Annotated in this window: 21 protein-coding genes; 18 read left to right on the top strand and 3 right to left on the bottom strand. The window is 37.9% G+C overall.

Features of this window, described 5'->3' with window-relative positions; all coding sequences use genetic code 11:
• Positions 1–50: 50 nt before the first annotated feature.
• Positions 51–1,745, bottom strand: coding sequence for a methyl-accepting chemotaxis protein (locus tag MKY80_RS21480; protein WP_089985811.1), 1,695 nt, complete (start codon positions 1,743–1,745; stop codon positions 51–53).
• Between the two features lie 311 nt (positions 1,746–2,056).
• Here MKY80_RS21480 and MKY80_RS21475 point away from each other — a divergent pair, with 311 nt between their 5' ends.
• The 5 genes from MKY80_RS21475 (at position 2,057) to MKY80_RS21455 (ending at position 5,222) form a co-directional block, all read left to right on the top strand.
• Positions 2,057–2,551 carry a DUF1648 domain-containing protein gene (locus tag MKY80_RS21475; RefSeq protein WP_008175259.1) on the top strand — a complete coding sequence of 165 codons (495 nt, stop codon included), beginning with the start codon at positions 2,057–2,059 and terminating at the stop codon, positions 2,549–2,551.
• 146 nt (positions 2,552–2,697) lie between these two features.
• Positions 2,698–3,168 (top strand): hypothetical protein, encoded by a 471-nt coding sequence (locus MKY80_RS21470; RefSeq protein WP_090002062.1) that lies wholly within the window; start codon positions 2,698–2,700, stop codon positions 3,166–3,168.
• Positions 3,169–3,384: 216 nt separating this feature from the next.
• Entirely contained in the window at positions 3,385–3,822 is a 438-nt protein-coding gene (locus tag MKY80_RS21465) for a DUF1801 domain-containing protein (protein WP_342531137.1), read from the top strand.
• Positions 3,819–4,196 carry a VOC family protein gene (locus MKY80_RS21460; RefSeq protein ID WP_008175253.1) on the top strand — a complete coding sequence of 126 codons (378 nt, stop codon included), beginning with the start codon at positions 3,819–3,821 and terminating at the stop codon, positions 4,194–4,196. The genes MKY80_RS21465 and MKY80_RS21460 overlap by 4 nt, the downstream gene beginning before the upstream one ends.
• Before the next feature lie 45 nt (positions 4,197–4,241).
• Positions 4,242–5,222 (top strand): GNAT family N-acetyltransferase, encoded by a 981-nt coding sequence (locus MKY80_RS21455; RefSeq protein ID WP_008175251.1) that lies wholly within the window; start codon positions 4,242–4,244, stop codon positions 5,220–5,222.
• A gap of 50 nt (positions 5,223–5,272) precedes the next feature.
• On the opposite strand, the gene MKY80_RS21450 is transcribed toward MKY80_RS21455, so the two are convergent.
• Positions 5,273–5,710, bottom strand: a complete 438-nt coding sequence (locus tag MKY80_RS21450; RefSeq protein WP_008175250.1) for an Rrf2 family transcriptional regulator — start codon at positions 5,708–5,710, stop codon at positions 5,273–5,275.
• A 190-nt stretch (positions 5,711–5,900) separates the two neighbouring features.
• Between MKY80_RS21450 and hmpA the strand changes: the two genes are divergently transcribed.
• The 11 genes from hmpA to MKY80_RS21395 all read left to right on the top strand — a co-directional run bounded on the left by hmpA (position 5,901) and on the right by MKY80_RS21395 (position 13,556).
• The gene (hmpA, locus tag MKY80_RS21445; protein WP_089985807.1) at positions 5,901–7,067 is read left to right on the top strand and encodes an NO-inducible flavohemoprotein; all 1,167 of its coding nucleotides are present in this window, start codon (positions 5,901–5,903) and stop codon (positions 7,065–7,067) included.
• A 182-nt stretch (positions 7,068–7,249) separates the two neighbouring features.
• Complete coding sequence (locus MKY80_RS21440) at positions 7,250–7,510, top strand: metal-sensitive transcriptional regulator (protein ID WP_008175248.1); 261 nt, start codon at positions 7,250–7,252, stop codon at positions 7,508–7,510.
• A gap of 42 nt (positions 7,511–7,552) precedes the next feature.
• Complete coding sequence (locus MKY80_RS21435; RefSeq protein WP_089985806.1) at positions 7,553–7,894, top strand: rhodanese-like domain-containing protein; 342 nt, start codon at positions 7,553–7,555, stop codon at positions 7,892–7,894.
• 11 nt (positions 7,895–7,905) lie between these two features.
• Positions 7,906–8,202 (top strand): rhodanese-like domain-containing protein, encoded by a 297-nt coding sequence (locus MKY80_RS21430; RefSeq protein WP_008175246.1) that lies wholly within the window; start codon positions 7,906–7,908, stop codon positions 8,200–8,202.
• Between the two features lie 66 nt (positions 8,203–8,268).
• Positions 8,269–8,817 carry a sulfurtransferase TusA family protein gene (locus tag MKY80_RS21425; RefSeq protein WP_083796477.1) on the top strand — a complete coding sequence of 183 codons (549 nt, stop codon included), beginning with the start codon at positions 8,269–8,271 and terminating at the stop codon, positions 8,815–8,817.
• 15 nt (positions 8,818–8,832) lie between these two features.
• Positions 8,833–9,228, top strand: a complete 396-nt coding sequence (locus MKY80_RS21420; protein ID WP_008175244.1) for a DsrE/DsrF/DrsH-like family protein — start codon at positions 8,833–8,835, stop codon at positions 9,226–9,228.
• A gap of 84 nt (positions 9,229–9,312) precedes the next feature.
• Positions 9,313–10,440: an MBL fold metallo-hydrolase gene (locus MKY80_RS21415; RefSeq protein ID WP_342531131.1), complete on the top strand. Its 1,128-nt coding sequence runs from the start codon at positions 9,313–9,315 to the stop codon at positions 10,438–10,440.
• 145 nt (positions 10,441–10,585) lie between these two features.
• A complete protein-coding gene (locus MKY80_RS21410) occupies positions 10,586–10,813 on the top strand; it encodes a sulfurtransferase TusA family protein (RefSeq protein ID WP_239355134.1) in 228 nt (75 codons plus the stop codon).
• Between the two features lie 68 nt (positions 10,814–10,881).
• Positions 10,882–11,667 carry a sulfite exporter TauE/SafE family protein gene (locus MKY80_RS21405; protein ID WP_089985802.1) on the top strand — a complete coding sequence of 262 codons (786 nt, stop codon included), beginning with the start codon at positions 10,882–10,884 and terminating at the stop codon, positions 11,665–11,667.
• Positions 11,668–11,669: 2 nt separating this feature from the next.
• Positions 11,670–12,374: a DsbA family oxidoreductase gene (locus MKY80_RS21400; protein ID WP_342531129.1), complete on the top strand. Its 705-nt coding sequence runs from the start codon at positions 11,670–11,672 to the stop codon at positions 12,372–12,374.
• Between the two features lie 231 nt (positions 12,375–12,605).
• The gene (locus MKY80_RS21395; RefSeq protein WP_008175239.1) at positions 12,606–13,556 is read left to right on the top strand and encodes a c-type cytochrome; all 951 of its coding nucleotides are present in this window, start codon (positions 12,606–12,608) and stop codon (positions 13,554–13,556) included.
• Between the two features lie 36 nt (positions 13,557–13,592).
• On the opposite strand, the gene MKY80_RS21390 is transcribed toward MKY80_RS21395, so the two are convergent.
• Positions 13,593–15,287: an FAD-dependent oxidoreductase gene (locus MKY80_RS21390; protein WP_342531126.1), complete on the bottom strand. Its 1,695-nt coding sequence runs from the start codon at positions 15,285–15,287 to the stop codon at positions 13,593–13,595.
• A 248-nt stretch (positions 15,288–15,535) separates the two neighbouring features.
• Here MKY80_RS21390 and MKY80_RS21385 point away from each other — a divergent pair, with 248 nt between their 5' ends.
• Both MKY80_RS21385 and MKY80_RS21380 read left to right on the top strand, forming a co-directional pair.
• The gene (locus MKY80_RS21385) at positions 15,536–17,524 is read left to right on the top strand and encodes an AarF/UbiB family protein (protein ID WP_090002057.1); all 1,989 of its coding nucleotides are present in this window, start codon (positions 15,536–15,538) and stop codon (positions 17,522–17,524) included.
• A gap of 349 nt (positions 17,525–17,873) precedes the next feature.
• Positions 17,874–19,016 carry a C40 family peptidase gene (locus MKY80_RS21380; RefSeq protein ID WP_239355137.1) on the top strand — a complete coding sequence of 381 codons (1,143 nt, stop codon included), beginning with the start codon at positions 17,874–17,876 and terminating at the stop codon, positions 19,014–19,016.
• Positions 19,017–19,072 lie beyond the last annotated feature (56 nt).

Raw genomic sequence — 19,072 nt, 5'->3', positions numbered from 1 at the left:
TATATAGAAAAAACTGCTCGTTTCCTAGAGGGAATCCGAGCAGTTTTCATTTATTCTAATTTAAAGCGAGAGACTTCTGTTTGAAGCTCCTCTGCCATATTTGAAAGTGTTGCTGCTGAAGCAGCGACTTCTTCGATAGTTGCTAACTGTTCCTCAGAGGCAGAAGCGACATTTTGTAAATTACTAGAAGACATTTGCGCGATTGTTGCTATTTCATCGAAGGAAGCATAAATTTGTTCTGCACTGGATGACATTTCTTCCGAAACTGTTGTAGCTTCTTGGATTTGCATGGACACTTGTTCAATAAGCTCCATAATTTTAGAGAAGCCTTCTTCAGCTACCTGTACCACTTGCATCCCAATTTGTACTTCTTGTGTACCAGTATCCATCACCGTCACAGCACGGTTTGTATCTTGTTGAATTTCTGCAATCAACGTAGCAATTTGCTCTGCAGATTTTTTGGATTGCTCTGCTAACTTTTTCACCTCGTCTGCCACGACAGCAAAGCCCCGCCCATGATCGCCTGCACGAGCTGCCTCGATAGCGGCATTGAGCGCTAGTAAATTTGTCTGCTCTGCAATATCTGTAATAATGCCAATAATGTTACCAATTTCTATAGAATGCCCGTCTAAATTTTTCACAACGCTTGCTGATTCTAATACAGCAGTGTTAATGGTAGTCATTTGTGAAATCACTCGATGTAATGATTCATTGCCTTTTTGAGCCTCTGAATTCGTTTCCAATGCCAGTTCAGAAACCGCCGCCGTAGTAGATGCTAATTGCTGTATGCCCTTTGTCATATTCTTCATCGCTTCGGAGCTTTCTGTAGCATTTTTACCTTGAGCTTCAGAGCCACTAGCCACTTCTTGAATCGAAGAAGTGATCTGCTCAGTCGCTTGAATGGTTTGGTCAGCACTTGCTGTTAACTCAGCGGCAGAGCCACTAACTTGTACAGTGTTATGGCGTACATTTGTAATTAAATCTTTCAAATTAACGGCCATTTGATTGAATGCTTGGGCTAAATCACCCACTTCATCACGATTTTTGATACGAATCTGTTCAGCCGTTAAGTCACCCTCAGCTATTTTTTTAGCAGCTTTAGCCATGCCGTTAATTGGACGAGACATTAGACTACCAACAACCATTGCAATTATCAGACTTATGACAACAGCAAAGACTCCAAGAATTAACATTTGGAACTTAATAGCTTGAATTTGTTTCGATGTAGCAGCAATTTTTCCTTCAATATACTCATTTTGATAATCGGAAAGGTTTTCAACGCGTTCATCAAATTGTTTAATAATTAGACGCCCCTGTGTACTATCAAGCTTTTCATACTTTTCCGTTTCACCTGAAGCCTTTAACTCAAACATGCGGTCCGCAAACTGTTGAACATTTTGCTCGCTTTTATTAATAGCTTCTAGAAATTTAATGGATTTTTCGGTCGTCAAAGATGACATTAGCTCTTCAGATTTTTGTTTAAATTCTGTTCGAGAGTCTTGATTGCTTTGAAGATTCTGTTTATCTCCAAGCAGTAAATAGCCACGCAAACTAACAATCTCTTGTTTGGCAATAACGCGTAATTCCTGAATAGCGATAGATTTAGTTGTTTGCTCCTCCAATAATGTACGATAAGTTTTGTTCACTGAATCAAGCTGCTTTATATTTAAGCCGATAGTAGCAACTAGAACTAAAATAACTATAAAAAAACCGAGTAATAATTTCTTGTAGATAGTAAATCGCATAGATGAAATTTCCTTTCTCAGTATTTAGTAGAAATGTTACAAATTAATGAAATATGTATATATATCATTTATATCAGAAAATATGAATTTTACAAAGTATTATGAGTATTTTTACTGTAATAATTAGTTTAAAGGTGACAGAAACTCGTGATAGAAGTAATAAAAAAAAGACATTTACCGCTAAAATATGCTAGAAATAAAGCGAAAGTTAATTCTTTGTACTGAATATTAAGCCAATATTCATAAATTTTGAAACTTATAGAGTAGGCAAAACGTAAATTACGTATGAAGATGAACTGAGGTGGTGCGAAGTGTATAGACCTATTTTAAAAATCCCTAAAACAAGGTCTGAAAAGGTCTGGGATTATATTGGAGTTATCATATTCCTATTATCTATCTTTTATATTGCAGTAATGTGGGGGAAATTGCCTGAAGAAATTCCTGTTCATTTTAATGGTAAGGGAGAGATTGATCGGTGGGGTTCAAAAATTGAGCTCATTATTCTTCCGTTTATAGGTGTGTTTCTATGGATAATCATGAGTCTTTTAGAGAAAGTCCCACATATGTATAACTTTCCAGCTCGTTTGAATGAACAAAATGTAGAAGCATTTTATTTAAATAGCAGAAAAATGTTAAACGAAGTAAAAAACTTCTGTCTTATTTTATTCGCAGTTATATCATTCCAAATGATTCGCATTGCTCTTGGAGAGACTACTTCCATAGGATGGTGGTTCTTGCCAATTGTCGTAATTGGAATCTTTATACCGATTATTAAAGGCATAATAGTTACTCGCAAAATAAAATAAAGCCGAACCGTAAACGCTTGAGATATTTTCGAGCGTTTATTTTTTGTTCCCAAGCTCTCATTTATTCAGTATACTATCAAAACTAAGCTCCAAATGTATGAGCTGTTTTTTAGTAGCTAAAAATGAGTGGGAGAAGAGGTGTTTAAATGATGCAAAAGAAATTTAAACTAAAGGATGATGTATCCATTGCCATCCATAATCAGCCGCTTGATTCGATATTAGATGGAGTGTTTCATTCTGGAGAGGCACCTTATGACCGTATTATTTCTTTTGCGTTTTCCATAGATGCCATGGTAACTTATTTACAAAAAGTGTTAAAAGATAATAGTCTAGTGGAGCTGGGCTATTTATTTTTTGTTTATCCTAAAAAGGGTAATAAAAAATATGAACAGTTTATTCACCGAGATGAGATTTTTCCGGCGATCCATGTGGACGAGGAAAAGTATATGGATGGTAGTGATTTAAAATTTTCTAGCCTGATGTCATTAGATGAAACATTTTCAATCTTAAGTATTAAGAGAGATGGTAAAGGAAGAGGCAAGAAAATAACAGCCATTAGTCAATGTGTGAGTGACTATGAGAGTATGATCCCTCCATTGCGGGACTTACTTTCCTAAAATCAGGATGACTTAGCCTTTTATGATGGACTCACTCCGGGATATCAAAGGGATTGGGCACGTTATATTTATAGTGCAAAAAAGTTAGAAACACAAGAAGCTCGCTTACAGGAGATGCGTCAAATTATTCCACTAGGCTATAAAGCAAAGGAATTGTATCACAAGGCACAAATAAATGAGTGAAGTAGGGAAAATAACGACGAAGTGAGGCAAGGTATGAAGAGCATATATATGGAGCAAGTAGAGGGAAAATGGCGTGATGCCTTTAGTAAGCTTGTAGATGTTTTAGAAGCCAATTTGCCAGAGGGTTTTGAACAAACTATGCAATATGACATGGTTAGCTATGTTGTGCCATTAGAAACGTATCCAAGTGGCTATCATGTGACGCCAAATACGCCATTACCTTTTATTAGTCTTGCAGCTCAAAAACGTCATATTGCGCTCTACCACATGGGTATATATGCAGACCAAGCATTACTTTCTTGGTTTCAGGAGGAATATGCGAGGCGAGTACCAACAAAATTAAATATGGGGAAAAGTTGTATTCGTTTTACAAGCACGAAGCATATTCCCTTTGATTTAATTAGTGAGCTTGTTGCAAAAATGACACCAGCAGAGTGGATTTCACATTATGAGGGAGCGAAAAATAGATGAAAAGCGCGACAACTTTTTTAATGTTTCAAGGACAAGCGCATGAAGCGATTGAACAATATCAGCAATGGTTTACAGATTTAGAAGTTATACAGATAGAATATATGGAAAATTCTCAGCAGGTAGCGATGGCCACCCTACAATTAAAGGGGTTAAAATTAATGGTGAATGATAGTGTTATTCAACATAACTTTTCGTTTACGCCATCAACGTCTATCTTTCTAGAGTGTGAATCTGAGGAAGAAATAAAGAATTTAGTAAATCAAATAGAGGAAAGTGGGCAGGCGTTAATGCCACTTGATCATTATGGGTTTTCAAAGAAATTTGCGTGGATTCAGGATCGCTTTGGCGTCTCCTGGCAACTAACGTATAGTTGAGAATAGAATACGACAATAGAATGTTAGTAAAAGGGGAATTAGAAGATGACGGTAACTTTAGTGAAACATGATATCAAATATGCCGAGGCCATGCATGAGTTGTCTTCTATGCCACAGGTTCGAGATGCACTAGGGCTACCTGTTGGTAAAGTAGAAGATACTATTCATTTTATCAAACGTGAATGCATCGATGAAGAAGAAGGGAAGACCGTTCCTCGTGTTGTTTTAAATGAGGAGGGACAGTTAATCGGTGTGACCGCATTGATGTTTATAGACCAACATAAAAACAGTTGTCATATCGGTTCGTGGCTCGGGCATCCATTTTGGGGGAAAGGTTATAATCTTGAGGCTAAAACAGCTATTTTAGATATCGCCTTTTTTGAGCTTGGACTAAAGCGAGTTTTTGCGGGAGCTAGGAAGGTGAATATCCGTTCACAAAAGGCACAGGAAAAGCTGAGCTTTATTCGATTAGGGGTGGAAGGAGATTATCCAGAAGAACATTCATGGTTAGAAGCGAAAGAGAAACAACCATGTGTTTTAAATGTTTTTGAACGTGAGGATTTTGTACAATTTCGAACAGCTCTAAAAAAAGTAAATGGGAGTAGAGAGTCCTTTTTACCACAGCTTTTACTTGCTGATGAGAGTGAAGAGGCTATCCGAAAATACTTGGATGAGGGTACCTTATTTGAAGTGAAGTGTGGAGAACAGCTTGCGGGAGTGGCATTATTAACCCCTCAATCTCAAACAACCATTGAGTTGAAAAATATTGCGATTGTGCCAAAATTCCAAGGGAAAGGGCTAGGTAAAGAGGTATTGCGACAGCTTACGGCATTTTGTGAGAAGGAAGGCTATCAAACGCTTTTAGTTGGAACAGCAAATTCAAGTATTGATAATATAGCTTTTTATCAAAAGGCAGGTTTTCGCATGGAGACCATTGAAAAGGATTTCTTTCTCGACTATCCAGAGCCAATATATGAAAACGGCATTCGTGCATTAGATATGATCTTCTTTACTAAGCAATTGTAGATGTTTTTCATAAAAGAAATACCCGTCCAACAAACGTTGAGCGGGTATTTTTATTTACCTAGCAAGAGGGCCATTAATTTTTCCTTTGAATGTAAGAAGTCATCTAATGTGTAGCGATCTAGTACTGTTAGGTAGGCCTGTAAAGCTTCATATAGGACACCTTTTAGCTGACATTCCGGAGCTATTTTACATAAATTATTCTCTTTATCGAAACATTCTACTAAATGAAAATCCTCTTCTGTATGACGAACAATTTCACCAATGGTGATAGTTTTTGGATCGATGGCTAAGCGAATACCGCCACCTCTTCCGCGAATTGTTTCTATATAGCCTAACAATCCAAGTTGGTGCGTCACTTTCATTAAATGGTTTTTCGATATATTATAAGCATCTGAAATCTCTTGAATAGTTGATAATTGGCCATCTTCTTTTGCACCTAAGTAAATAAGTGTACGAAGAGAATAGTCTGTGTATAAAGTTAAGCGCATAAGAACACCCTACTTTCTATAATTCAAAGTAATTATAGCATTTTTACAATGAAGTATAATATTTTGAAACCACTTTTAAAGATGTATTTAAAATACATTAATTATGTCCATTTTGTTAAAGATGTATTTTACATATTGCTTTAAGAAAATGAAAGCGTTATATTGTAATCACGAAAGGATGGTAAGCGATATGTTAAAACAAGAAACTATTCAAATTATTAAGGCAACAGTCCCTGTATTAGAAGTTCATGGTGTAGAGATTACAAAAACGTTTTACAAAAATATGTTTCAAGCTCATCCAGAATTATTAAATATTTTTAACCACACTAACCAAGAAAAAGGTCGTCAGCAAACAGCCTTAGCAAACACAGTTTATGCTGCGGCAGTTCATATTGAAAATTTAGAAGCTATTTTACCAGCAGTCATGCTTATTGCGCACAAACACCGTAGTTTAGGTATTTTACCTGAGCATTATCCAATTGTTGGTGAAAACTTATTAAAAGCGATTAAGGAAGTACTTGGCGACGCGGCGACTGACGATATTATTAATGCATGGGCTGAGGCATATGGCGTTATTGCAGATATTTTCATTCAAGTAGAAGAAGAGTTATACCAAAAAGCTGAAAATAATGGTGGATGGCGTCTATTTAGACCATTAAAAGTGGCGAAAAAAGTGGTAGAAAGCGACTTAGTTACATCTGTTTATTTTGTTAATGAAGATGGCTCATCATTACCATCTTACGAGCCAGGACAATATATTAGTATCCGCGTGAAAGTTCCTGGTGAAGAGTATTTAATGAATCGTCAATACACACTTTCACAAGCAAGCGCAGAAGATGGTTACCGCATTTCAGTGAAACGTGAAAGTGATCATACGCCAAACGGTAAAGTGTCAAACTTTATTCATGATGACTTACAAGTTGGAGATTTAGTAGATGTAAGTGTGCCAGCAGGATTATTCGTTTTAGAAGAAACAACTGCTCCTATTACATTTGTGAGTGGTGGTATAGGTGTAACACCATTAAACAGTATGCTACAATCTCTAAAAGAAGATTCAACGAATAAAGTTAACTTTATTCAGTGCGCACGCAATGAAAAAGTTGTAGCGTTTAGCGATGATATTCAAGGAAAAGTAAATGCGTTACCTAATGCATCGTATACGGCTCTATATTCTGATGAAGACAAGCAAATTACAAAAGAATTATTAGCAGAAAGAGTAGCTGATAACGCTGATGTTTATGTATGTGGACCTGTAGGCTTTATGGAAGCAGTTATTAAAAATTTACAAGAAATTGGCGTGAAAGACGAGAAAATTCATTATGAATTCTTCGGACCAGCCATGCAATTAGCTAAATAAAATCGTAGAAATCCCTGTTATGAGTTACAGCTCATAGCAGGGTTTTTTTGTATAAGTCAATACAGATAAAGACTTTCAAGAAAAAGAGTTGAAGCTTTCATGTTGACAATATACCTATTGGGGTATAATATGAATCACGTAAGCAAGTTGAATCTATCGTTTTGAAAGGGGGCTGGAACAGAATGGCTTATGACTCTAAAACAGCTAATCGAGTGAAGCGGATGGAAGGTCAATTACGCGGGATTTTACGCATGATGGAGGAAGGTCAAAACTGTAAGGATGTGATTACACAGCTATCTGCCGTGCGTTCAGCAGTTGATCGGACGATAGGAGTTATTGTTAGTGAAAATTTATTAGATTGTGTCACTACTGCTGAAGGTAATGCGGAAAAAATGAATTCAGCCATCCGAGAAGCAATGGATTTAGTAGTGAAAAGCAGATAGTTTTTATATACCCTTTATCGTATAAAAAGGAGCGGTGATAACTTGGAAATGTGGATCATTATTGCGATTATCGCAGCATTTTTCATTTGGCGAATGAAACCAACAAAGGGCGTTCAATCGATTTCTACTGCCCAATTAAAAAATATGCTGAATGATAAGGATAAGATATTTATCGATGTACGCACGCCAGCCGAATTTAAAGGGCGCCATATCTCGCAGTTTAAAAATATGCCTCTCGGGTCAAGCTTTGACAAACTACCGAAGGATAAAGAAGTGGTAGTGATTTGCCAAAGTGGTATGCGTAGTAGTCAGGCATGTAAGCAATTGAAAAAGCAAGGCTTTGAGCGTATTACAAATGTTCGTGGTGGAATGAGTGCCTATTAGGAGGAAAGAAAATGAAGGAAATTACAGCAAAAGAAGTAGAACAAGCAATCATGCAGGGCGAAACGCCGAATTTGATTGATGTAAGGGAGGTAGATGAAGTAGCGACTGGTCATATTCCGGGTATTATTCATATTCCACTTGGTTTATTAGAGTTCCGCGTACAGGATCTGAATAAGGATGAACCATATATTATCGTTTGCCGATCAGGTGCTCGTAGTGGCCGTGCTACCGAGATATTAGAAGGTAAAGGCTTTAATGTTTCGAATATGGTTGGTGGAATGTTGTCATGGGAGGGCGAAGTACAATAGTAGCTTATAGCTATATTTTTTTGCTAAAAATAATACCCTTATAGGTATATGGAGGTTGTAATGAGGATGAAGGCAGATTTTCAGCTAGATGCCAAGGGTCTTTCTTGCCCGTTGCCCATAGTGAAAACGAAAAAAGCAATGGCCGACCTGGAAGATGGTCAAATTTTAGAAGTGTCTGCGACAGATAAAGGATCAAAAGCTGATATTGCAGCATGGGCAGAAACGGTAGGACACCAATATATTGGCACTTTAGATAATGAAGGAGTGCTCAAGCATTACATTCGCAAATGTACAAACGATCAAATAGAAGAAATTTCGTTTGACCCAACGATTGATCTAGAGCAAATTAACAATCGTCATGGATTAATTCTTGATGTACGTGAGGAAGCGGAGTTTGCCTTTGGGCATATTGAGGGCGCTAAATCTATCCCGATGGGGGAATTGGAAGCACGACTCTTGGAGCTCGACAAAGAGCAAGAGATTTATGTTATTTGTCGTACTGGAAAGCGTAGTGATATGGCTGCGCAGAAGCTAGCTTCACATGGTTTTATAAAGGTCTTTAATGTTTTACCAGGAATGACATCTTGGAAAGGTACATTAACAAAAAACATTTAATAGGAGGAATTTTTTATGTCAAACAAGGTAGCAATTATTGCAAGTAACGGTGGTTTATTTGATGCATATAAGGTGTTTAATATCGCAACAGCAGCTGCAGCTTCTGAGAAGGAGGTAGCAATCTTCTTCACATTTGAAGGATTGAATCTCATTCATAAGCAAGGGATGCATGCATTACCAATGCCTGCAGGGGCAGAGCATTATGCAGAAGGGTTTGCGAAAGCGAATGTTCCTGCTATTCCTCAACTAGTGGACATATCCCAAGAATTAGGTGTTAAATTTATTGCTTGTCAAATGACGATGGATGTAATGGGTTTATCGACAGATGATTTTATTGATGGTATTGAAGTGGGTGGAGCTGTTACTTTCCTTGAATTTGCAAAAGATGCAGCACCATCACTAACTTTCTAAAGAGTTTTTGTGCAAGGAAGGCGGAGGGGCTAAAGGCTCTCCGCTTTAAAAAACTTCGAAATTATACCTATGGGGGTTATATATATGCCAATGCAGAAATGGAACGCTTCACAAATTGCTAAAAAGGTCATTAACAATGAAGAGTTGTTTATTTTAGATGTTCGTAATGCAGATGCGTTTGAAGACTGGAAAATTGATGGTCACCGATTTGAGTATTTAAATGTACCATATTTTGAACTGTTAGATGGTGTTGAGGAGATCCTGCCGAACATCCCCTCCAATAAAGAAATTCTAGTTGTTTGTGCTAAGGAAGGATCCTCATTGATGGTTGCTGAAATGTTGTCAGAAGCTGGTCGAGATGTTGCCTATTTAGCGGGCGGTATGAAATCTTGGAGCGAATATTTAGAGCCTATTAAAATTGGTGAATTAACGGGTGGAGGAGAGCTTTATCAATTTGTCCGTTTAGGGAAAGGCTGTCTTTCTTATATGGTGATATCTGAAGGAGAGGCAGCTATCATTGATGCTGTTCGCTTTACAGATGTATTTATCAATTTCGCCGAACAGAAGAATGTGAAGATTACACATGTTTTTGATACACATTTACATGCCGATCATATTTCAGGTGGACGCCATATAGCTGAGTTAACTGGTGCGGTCTATTACTTGCCAACGAAAGATGCAGAAGAGGTTGTCTTTTCATATAGACCGTTAGTGGATGGGGTGACTGTTCAAATTGGATCATCAAAAATAAATGTAGGAGCTATCTACTCACCAGGTCATACAATTGGCTCTACATCATTTGTTGTCGATAGCCAATATTTGTTAACAGGGGATATTTTATTTGTCGATTCTATTGGACGTCCTGATTTAGCAGGCCTTGCTGAGGACTGGGTTGGAGATTTACGAGATACACTTTATAAGCGTTATCGAGAATTGTCCAGAGAGCTTATCGTGTTGCCAGCTCACTTTATGATCATTGATGAACTTAATGAAGATGGGACGGTAGCGAAACAACTAGGGGATTTATTTTTACAAAATCATGGTTTGAATATTCATGATGAAGTAGAATTTAAACGTGTCGTGACAGATCAATTGCCACCACAACCTAATGCCTATCAAGAAATTCGTCAGGTAAATATGGGGAAAATAACGCCTTCGCCAGATGAACAAACGGAAATGGAAATCGGCCCAAATCGCTGTGCTGTTCGATGAAATTTATTAAAAGTACAATGGATACGTCTGTGTATTAAAAATGTGGATCGTCCAGAAATTGAAGGCGCTCATCCCTCATGAATCTAAAATAATAAGAAGAACAGGCAAATCGCTTACAATCTTTGCCGTGTTGAAGGGGATCAATATGAAATCAAATTTACAATTAGATGCAACAGGTCTTTCGTGTCCAATGCCTATTGTGAAAACAAAAAAGGCGATGGACACATTAAATATAGGAGAAATTTTAGAAGTTCAGGTGACAGATAAAGGGGCTTTAGCGGATATTCCTGCTTGGGCAAAAGCTGGGGGTCATCATATCGTAGATCAATCCGAAAAAGCTGGTGTCATCACGTTTTTAATTCAGAAAGCTTAAGGCTAATGGAGGGTTGTCTATTAAATAGAACAACCCTTCTTTCACTTTTCGGAAAGGAGGAAGAATGCATGGATATTACATGGATATTAACGATCTTTTTAATTGGTTTTCTCGGTTCGTTTGTATCAGGGATGTTAGGTATCGGTGGTGCCATTATTAATTACCCAATGCTACTGTATATTCCACCATTATTAGGATTTATGGCCTTTTCGGCTCATGAGGTATCCGGAATTATTGCCATACAAGTATTTTTTGCATCCATTGCGGGTGTATGGGTATATCGCAAGGGTGGATTTTTAAATAAATCACTTATTATCTATATGGGGGGTGCTATATTAACAGGAAGTTTTGTTGGTAGTTTTGGTTCCAAATTTTTTTCCGAGTCAGGCATCAATATAGTTTATGGTGTGCTAGCCTTAATAGCGGCAGTCATGATGTTTATTCCAAAAAAACAAATTGATGATCAACCGATGCAGGATATAACATTTAATAAGACATTGGCAATTTTATTGGCCGTAGTTGTTGGTATTGGATCAGGTATTGTGGGGGCAGGTGGTGGGTTCTTATTAGTCCCTATTATGTTAGTGGTTTTAGGGATCCCTACGCGTATGACCATTGCTACTAGTTTAGCAATTACATTTATCTCCTCCATAGGGGGAATGGTTGGGAAATTAATGACCGGACAAGTTGAATATTTCCCCGCGCTCATTATGATCATTACTAGTCTTATAGCAGCCCCACTTGGTGCGAGAGCTGGAAAAAAATTAAATACCAAAAGCTTGCAAGGCATTTTGGCAATGCTTATATTGGCGACTGCCATTAAAATTTGGGTAGATATTATTGGAGGGGTCTAACCATGAAAATTGAAGTTTTCACGGATTTTACTTGTCCGTTTTGTTATATTGCCAAGCGAGAATTGGAACGTGCGATTGAGACAAGCGGCTATACGGGACAAGTAGAAATTGAATACAAGGCTTTTCAAATAGGTCCAGAAACGCCTAAAGTAAATGCACCAACCTTTTTAGACACTTTGGCTATGAAGTATAACGCAACGCGTGAAGAAGTACATGACATGACAGAGAATATGGCATCAAGAGCTGCAGAAGTTGGGTTGAATTATAATTTTGAATTGATGACAACAGCTCACACAGAAAAAGCTCATCGATTAGCAAAATGGACACAGCAATTTGGCCAAGCATCGGCATATACGGAAGCGCTAATGGCTGGTTATTTTATGGCTGGTGAAGATGTGAATGATGATTCCTTTTTATTAAGGGTGATTGCAAAATTAGGTTTAGATATAGAGGGGGCGCAGGACATTCTAGCTACTAATGTCTTTCTTGAGGCTTTAGATCAGGATCGATATGATGCACAGCAACTTGGTATACAAAGCGTGCCATTCTTTGTATTTGAAAATCGTTATGGCATTAAAGGGGCAGAGCCAAATGAAGTCTTTGTGCGAACATTACATCAAACAGCAAAAATAGTGGGGATTCAGCAAACGATTCAATTAATGGGAAATGGTGAGGATACGTGTACGGATGGTGCATGTAACCTGTAAACCGATGGATAAGTGTCGAGTACTTAAAGTACTCGGCACTTTTTTGATTCACCCACATACTACAAGAGGTATTAAGTCGTGATTTCGGTGTTGTAGTACAACAATTAGTGGATAATTTATCCATTTTTATCATCTGAATGGTTCTATTTTACAGTAGTGTGAGAAAAATCACATCCAATAAAATGTTATGTTGCTAAAATATAAGTGAGTATACAAAGGGGGGTATTATAGATGAAACCTATAGTAGCAGGAGTAGCAGGGACAGTACTGTTAGTAGGCACAATTTTTGTAGCAACCATTATTAGTGACAAAATTACAGTTGATTCGATTGTGGAGGAGAACGAAACGACAGTGCAGACGCAATTACCAACGACAGCAGCTGCTCAGTCAGTTGTCTATGCTCCACCAAGTATTGATGAAGTGCCAGATGGACCAATGAAGGATGCAATTTTAAACGGCTATGAGCTTGTTAATAACACACATGTTGCGGCGGACGAATATGTAGGGAACCAATTATCATGCACAAGCTGCCATGCTGGTGCTGGCTATGACGAGCAAGCATCATCATTAGTAGGAGTAATGGCTAATTATCCACAATATATTGGACGCTCTGGTGGTGTAGTTACAATAGAAGAGCGTATTAACGGTTGTATGGTTCGTAGTATGAATGGTAAAAAATTCGAAATGAATAGTGATGAGCTAGAGGCTATGGTCGCTTATTTTGCATATATTTCTGAAGGTGTTCCAATTGGAGCAAAACGTGAATGGGCAGGTACTAGTGATATGAAGAATGTACCGACTCCAAATGTTGACAATGGTGAGGAGCTTTATGGTCAGTCCTGTATAGCTTGTCATGCAGCTGATGGCTCTGGGACTGGTGCCAATACTGGTCCAGCATTATGGGGTGATAATTCCTTTAATGATGGAGCAGGTATGGCGCGTATGTCAAAAATGGCTGGCTATATTCAAAATAATATGCCAGTAGGTGCAACAGGGACTTTAACAGATCAAGAAGCGGCTGATTTAGCAGCGTTTATTTTATCCCAAGATCGACCTGAATGGCCAAATCATGATAAAGATTGGCCAAAAGGCGGAAAACCAAATGATATTATGACTAAAGAAAAACGTGAACAAGTTAAAAATGGTACGATTGATTGGGAAAAGGTGCTATCTACAAACTAACGAAAAGGGATGCTGTTTATGGGCATCCCTTTTCTATTATTGAAAATTATAAGCAGTGACAATTTTATCTCTGTTTGTTGTGAAATCAGTAAAATATTCATATAGGCTAATACCGAGGAATGACCCACTTACGTTAAAGATGTTAGAAAATCCGCTATTTTGAAGGGCCATAACAGCATTATAGCTACGCTGACCGGATCGGCAATGTACATACACTGGTTGATCATTAGGTACCTCATGCATTCTTTCTCGAAGTTCACTTAAAGGAATATTGTGTGCATGAAGGAGATGACCAGATTCAAATTCATTCTTTTCGCGTACGTCTAAGAAGTAGGCTTCATTTTCAATGAGTGTTCGCACTTCATCAACTTTTATTTGTTTGTAGTGTCCATGTAGTTGATTTTGAGCTACAAGAGCTGCTAAATTGACAATATCGCGGGCAGTGCTAAACATTGGAGAGTAGGATAGCTCCAGCTCCTTCAAATCTTCTAAAGTACCACCCATTGTGATGAGGGTAGCTATTACATCAATTCGTTTATCTGCATTGCCTTTACCTATAGCTTGGGCTCCAAGGATTTTACCTGTTGGTGTTTCATAAACGAGCTTAAAGTGAAGTGGATTACTATTCGGCATTAAGCCTACTTTATCAGGAGCTATCAGATAAACGCTTTTCGCCTGAAAGCCATTTGATAGAGCTGTTTTTTCGTTCAAACCCGTTGAAGCACAGGCAAGGTCGAAAATTTGTACACTTGAAGATCCGATAACCCCTTTATTGTGATGAGGGATGTTATACATATGATTAGCTGCAGCACGAGCTTGTCGCTGAGCGGGGCCGGCTAAAGCAAGTCGTGTCTGTTTATGGGTAAGCTGATGGAATACTTCAATCGCATCGCCCACAGCATATATGGAAGGATCGGATGTCACGTAATTAGCATCAACCTGAATGCCTCCGAGTGCACCGATAGTTAGCCCGGCTTCTTTGGCTAAGTGGATGTCAGGACGAACGCCAATCGCTAATACGACGGCTTGTGCTTTCAATTGTTTGCCAGAATTTAACGTCACATCACTTGGAGTAACCCTTGCGAGACCGTCATTGACAATAACATGAACCCCCTTATCGGTCATTTCCTTGTGCAATATTTGAACCATATCATAATCAAAGGGGGCCATAATTTGTTGGCCGAATTCAATTAAAGAGACATTATAGCCCGCTAGCTTCAAATTTTCCGCTACCTCTACACCAATGAAGCCTCCACCGATCACAGCAATATCCTGTACATGATCCGTTTGTAGGTATTGATTTAAACGGTTAATATCTACCACGTTTCTAATGGTAAAGACATGGTTTGAACGAATACCCTCTAGGTCAGGGACGATGGGACTTGCTCCTGGTGATAGAACTAATGTATCGAAACTTTCCTCATAATCTCTACCCGTTATTAAATTCTTAATGGTAATGGTTTTTTGTTCTCGGTTAATGCGTACAACCTCTTGCTGTACACGAGCCTCTATAGTGTATTTTGTTTGAAAGGCTTGAGGTGTCATTAAGATCAATTTGTCACTATTTTCAACAATCCCGCTTAAATGGAAGGGGAGAGAACAGTTGGAGAATGAAACATTTGGTCCTTTTTCAAACATAATAATTTCTGCCTTTTCATCGAGACGACGAATGCGGGCAGCAGTGGATGCTCCACCTGCAACGCCACCAACAATTAAAAATTTTTTACTCAATGGTCAACACTCCTTTTGATTAATACATATAAGGGTATATAAAAGCTTTTAAATATATGTTTTGCTATTGAAATCAATAAATAATGTAGTATAAGTACTACAAACTAAATAATATACCCTGATGGGTATATTTTCAAGATGAAAGACTTAATTAATTTTCTAAGGTGTTCCTTGTGAAAGAAAGTTAATGTATAAATTTGCTATACTAGCAGTAGTAGGAAATGGAAATGACATTGGAGGTGACATTGTTGATTTTTTTGAAATTTTTGATGCAAATCATTATAGTATCGGGTTTGATTTATATTGTGAGTGGACGATTAATAGGCTCTAATATTAATTTTGTACGAAGAGTGCTTTCAGTCGTCATTAGTGTGACATTAACCTCTTTTGTTTACTGGTACTCTTATTTACGTCATACAGATTTTTTGTCAGAAACCATGATGCAAACTGTGACAGAGGTCAGCACATTAATTTGGATTGGGAGTATGCTACTCATTTCTATGTTGCTGTATTTGGTTTTTGAGCTCTTTGATCCAAGTGGTATTACAACTGGAGATCGTCGAAATGGTCAAAAATCTTTGCTCTTACGGCTGCGGAGCTATTGGCGACAGCAGAAACGATTGCGACAAGTTTTAAAAATTGCAGTTACAAATGGTGTCGTCCAAACGATTAAATATGCAAGGCAACGTGAAAACGAAAAAGAGCTGGCGATTGCATTGCGCGCAACATTAGAGCAATGTGGTGGGATTTTTATTAAATTTGGACAAGTATTGTCTACACGTAAAGAATTATTTTCACCCATCTTTATTGATGAGCTAGAGAGGCTACAACATCGTGTGAAGCCTTTACCAGCAGAGCAAGTGACAAGTATTTTGGAGCGCTCACTTCCTCAATCAATGGATGAAGTATTTAGCCAATTTCAAATGGAGCCTATTGCAGCAGCCTCTATCGGTCAGGTGCACAAAGCACGGCTTAAAAATTATGAAGATGTTGTCGTCAAGCTTCTCCGTCCAGAAGTAAAAGGGATTATGCGCGATGATCTTGAAATTTTAGAGGAATTTGCAAATTGGCTTTCATCCAAATCTACATGGGCAGAGTCACTAGGCTTTCGTGAGCTAGCTGGTGGATTCGCAGATGGACTACGTGAAGAGATTCATCTAGATATTGAGGTACGTAATACGTTACAGGTAAAGAACGCATTATCCAAAAGTGATTATAAGGTCCGCATTCCTAAAATTTATACAGCTTACAGTAATGAAAATATTATAGTGATGGAATATATTCGTGGACATAGTGTGGCGGATGGGGGGGCAGAATTCAATCGTCTGTCCATTGATCGCAGACAATTTGCTAGAACAATATTATATTCTTTTTTTGAACAGATGCTTTTTTCAGGTATTTTTCATGCTGATCCTCATCCGGGAAATATTCACATTGATGAGAAGGATGGTACACCCGTATTGCTCGATTTTGGAGCAGTTGGAAGATTAGGTGCCACACAACAAGAGGGCTTAAAGCTATTTTTAATGGGTATTCAGCTCAATGACTCCAGTGTCTTGTACGATGGCTTAACACTATTAGTGGAAAATGCCGATCATGCGGAACGTGCAAGAATGGAACAAGCAATCGATCAAATTTTACTAAAAATCTCGTATGTTGACCGCATACCAACAGAAGAATTAATACATGCTTTATTTACAGTGGTGCGGGATTTTGGGCTAGCCTTTTACCCAGCGGTAGGTTTAGCACTCCGCTCGTTGGTGACATTAGATGGAACATTAAGGGTAATTGATTCACGTTTTGATATTTTTACGGAAGCTAAGGATTTCTCTGCTACATATATGCGTGCTTCCTTCCTAAAACCATTTAAAGAACCAATGGCTACAAAAGAACGGCTGCAAGAGGAATTATCTATGCTGATACCAACTTTGCGTAAAATGCCAAGAAGAGTGGATCAACTAATTCAGCGTGTAGAGAGCGGAAAAATTATTTTACATCACGATATATTCTCTGATGAGCATAATGCCCGCTTCATTACCAACTTGTTTTCCCGATTTGTATTGCTTTTAGTAGGGATTACATTTGGAATTATTTCTGTTGCCCTTTTAGCAATCTCACAATTTATCCACGATTCTTATGCAGTGTATTTAAACACAGCTGCTTATTTAGGTTTATTTTTATGTGCAATTTTGTTAGTAAGGTTATCGATACAGGCATTGCGTTCCATGAAGCAGTAGGTAGGGATTATTCCTCTACCTCTTTTTTTTTGAAACATTTCCAAGTAATATTACAAAAACATTACAAAGTAGGTCATGTGACTATTGTCGAATTAGCTAATAACAGACTTGTGTAGAATATATAAGGACATTGTAGAATAATTGGAATTTTACGCGAATGTTACAGGAATGTTTCGAGTTTTACTAATGTATTAAATAGATAGGAAATAGTATAAAAGTTATGCTGAAAATGCTAAACTTTAAAAGGCTAAAACAAATATATAAGAACAATTGATTAAATATAGGATCGTTCAACAGATTACATAGAGTATTCAGAGCGAAATTGATAAATGAAGGGAATTGAAGGTACGTGGGTAAGCGCAATAAATGGCGTAAGTCGATGGTGCTCGCTTTAGCACTAGCAGGCGGCTTATTATTTAATACAATTCAACCAACAGAAGTACATGCTGAAGAAACTTCTCAACAAATGATTGAGAAAAAGGCTGAAATAGATGCACAGGTTAAAAAATTACAAGAAGAACTAACGAATTTACAAAAAGAGATCGACGAAAAAGTAAAAGTTTTTAAACAAGTACAAGCGGAAATTAAAGAAGTGGATGCTAGTATTGTTGAAACAAAAAAACGTATTGAGCAACGTTCTAAAATCTTAAGTGAACGTATGGCTGCATACCAAGCACAAGACAATACAGTGGGTGTTTATTTAAATGTAGTTCTTGAAGCAAAAAGCTTTGCTGATTTAATGGACCGTGTCGTAGCGGTTAAAACATTAATGGATGCTGACCAAGAATTAGTGGATCAACAAGAAGCTGACAAAGCGAGCTTAGAGCAACAAAAAGCCATTCTAGATGAAAAACAGAAAGAGCTTCAAAAGCAATTCCAAGAGCTTCAACAAAAGGAAAGCGAAATGGAAGTGAAAAAGGCTGAAAATGAAGCAAAATCATTAGCCCTAAAAGCTCAAATTGCAACAAAACAGGAAGAAGAACGTTTAGAAGCTGAACGTAAGGCAGCTGAAGAAGAAGCGGCTCGTTTACGTGCTCTTCAAGCAGCAACGCCAGTAGTACAAGCTACTCAAAATAACAGTGATGGTGATGGTCAACAACCACAAAAAATTATCGTTGGTTCAGGCGCTGGTACTGCCTCTTCAGGTGATGCTATTTCTACAGCAAAACAATTCCTTGGTCGTCCATATGTTTGGGGTGGTAGTAACCCAACTTCAGGGTTTGACTGCTCAGGTCTTGTACAATGGTCTTATAAACAAGCAGGCGTTTCTTTACCACGTACTGCATCTCAACAATATTTAGCAACACAACGTATTTCTGCTGGGGAAGCACGCGTTGGTGACTTAGTATTCTTTAGCTATGGCTCAGGTGTAGCGCACGTAGGTATCTACTTAGGTAATAACACAATGATTGATGCTCAAAATAATGGTGTTGTCATTGAATCACTTGATTGGTGGAATCAATATTTAGTAGGCTTTGGTCGAATTCAATAAGCCTCTATATTATATAGACGATTAACATGATAAAAAGGTCATCTTTGTAAGGGAAA

The organism is Lysinibacillus sp. FSL R5-0849 (assembly GCF_038595075.1).
Classification (GTDB): Bacteria; Bacillota; Bacilli; order Bacillales_A; family Planococcaceae; genus Lysinibacillus; species Lysinibacillus fusiformis.
This window is presented reverse-complemented; position numbering and strand designations above follow the sequence as displayed.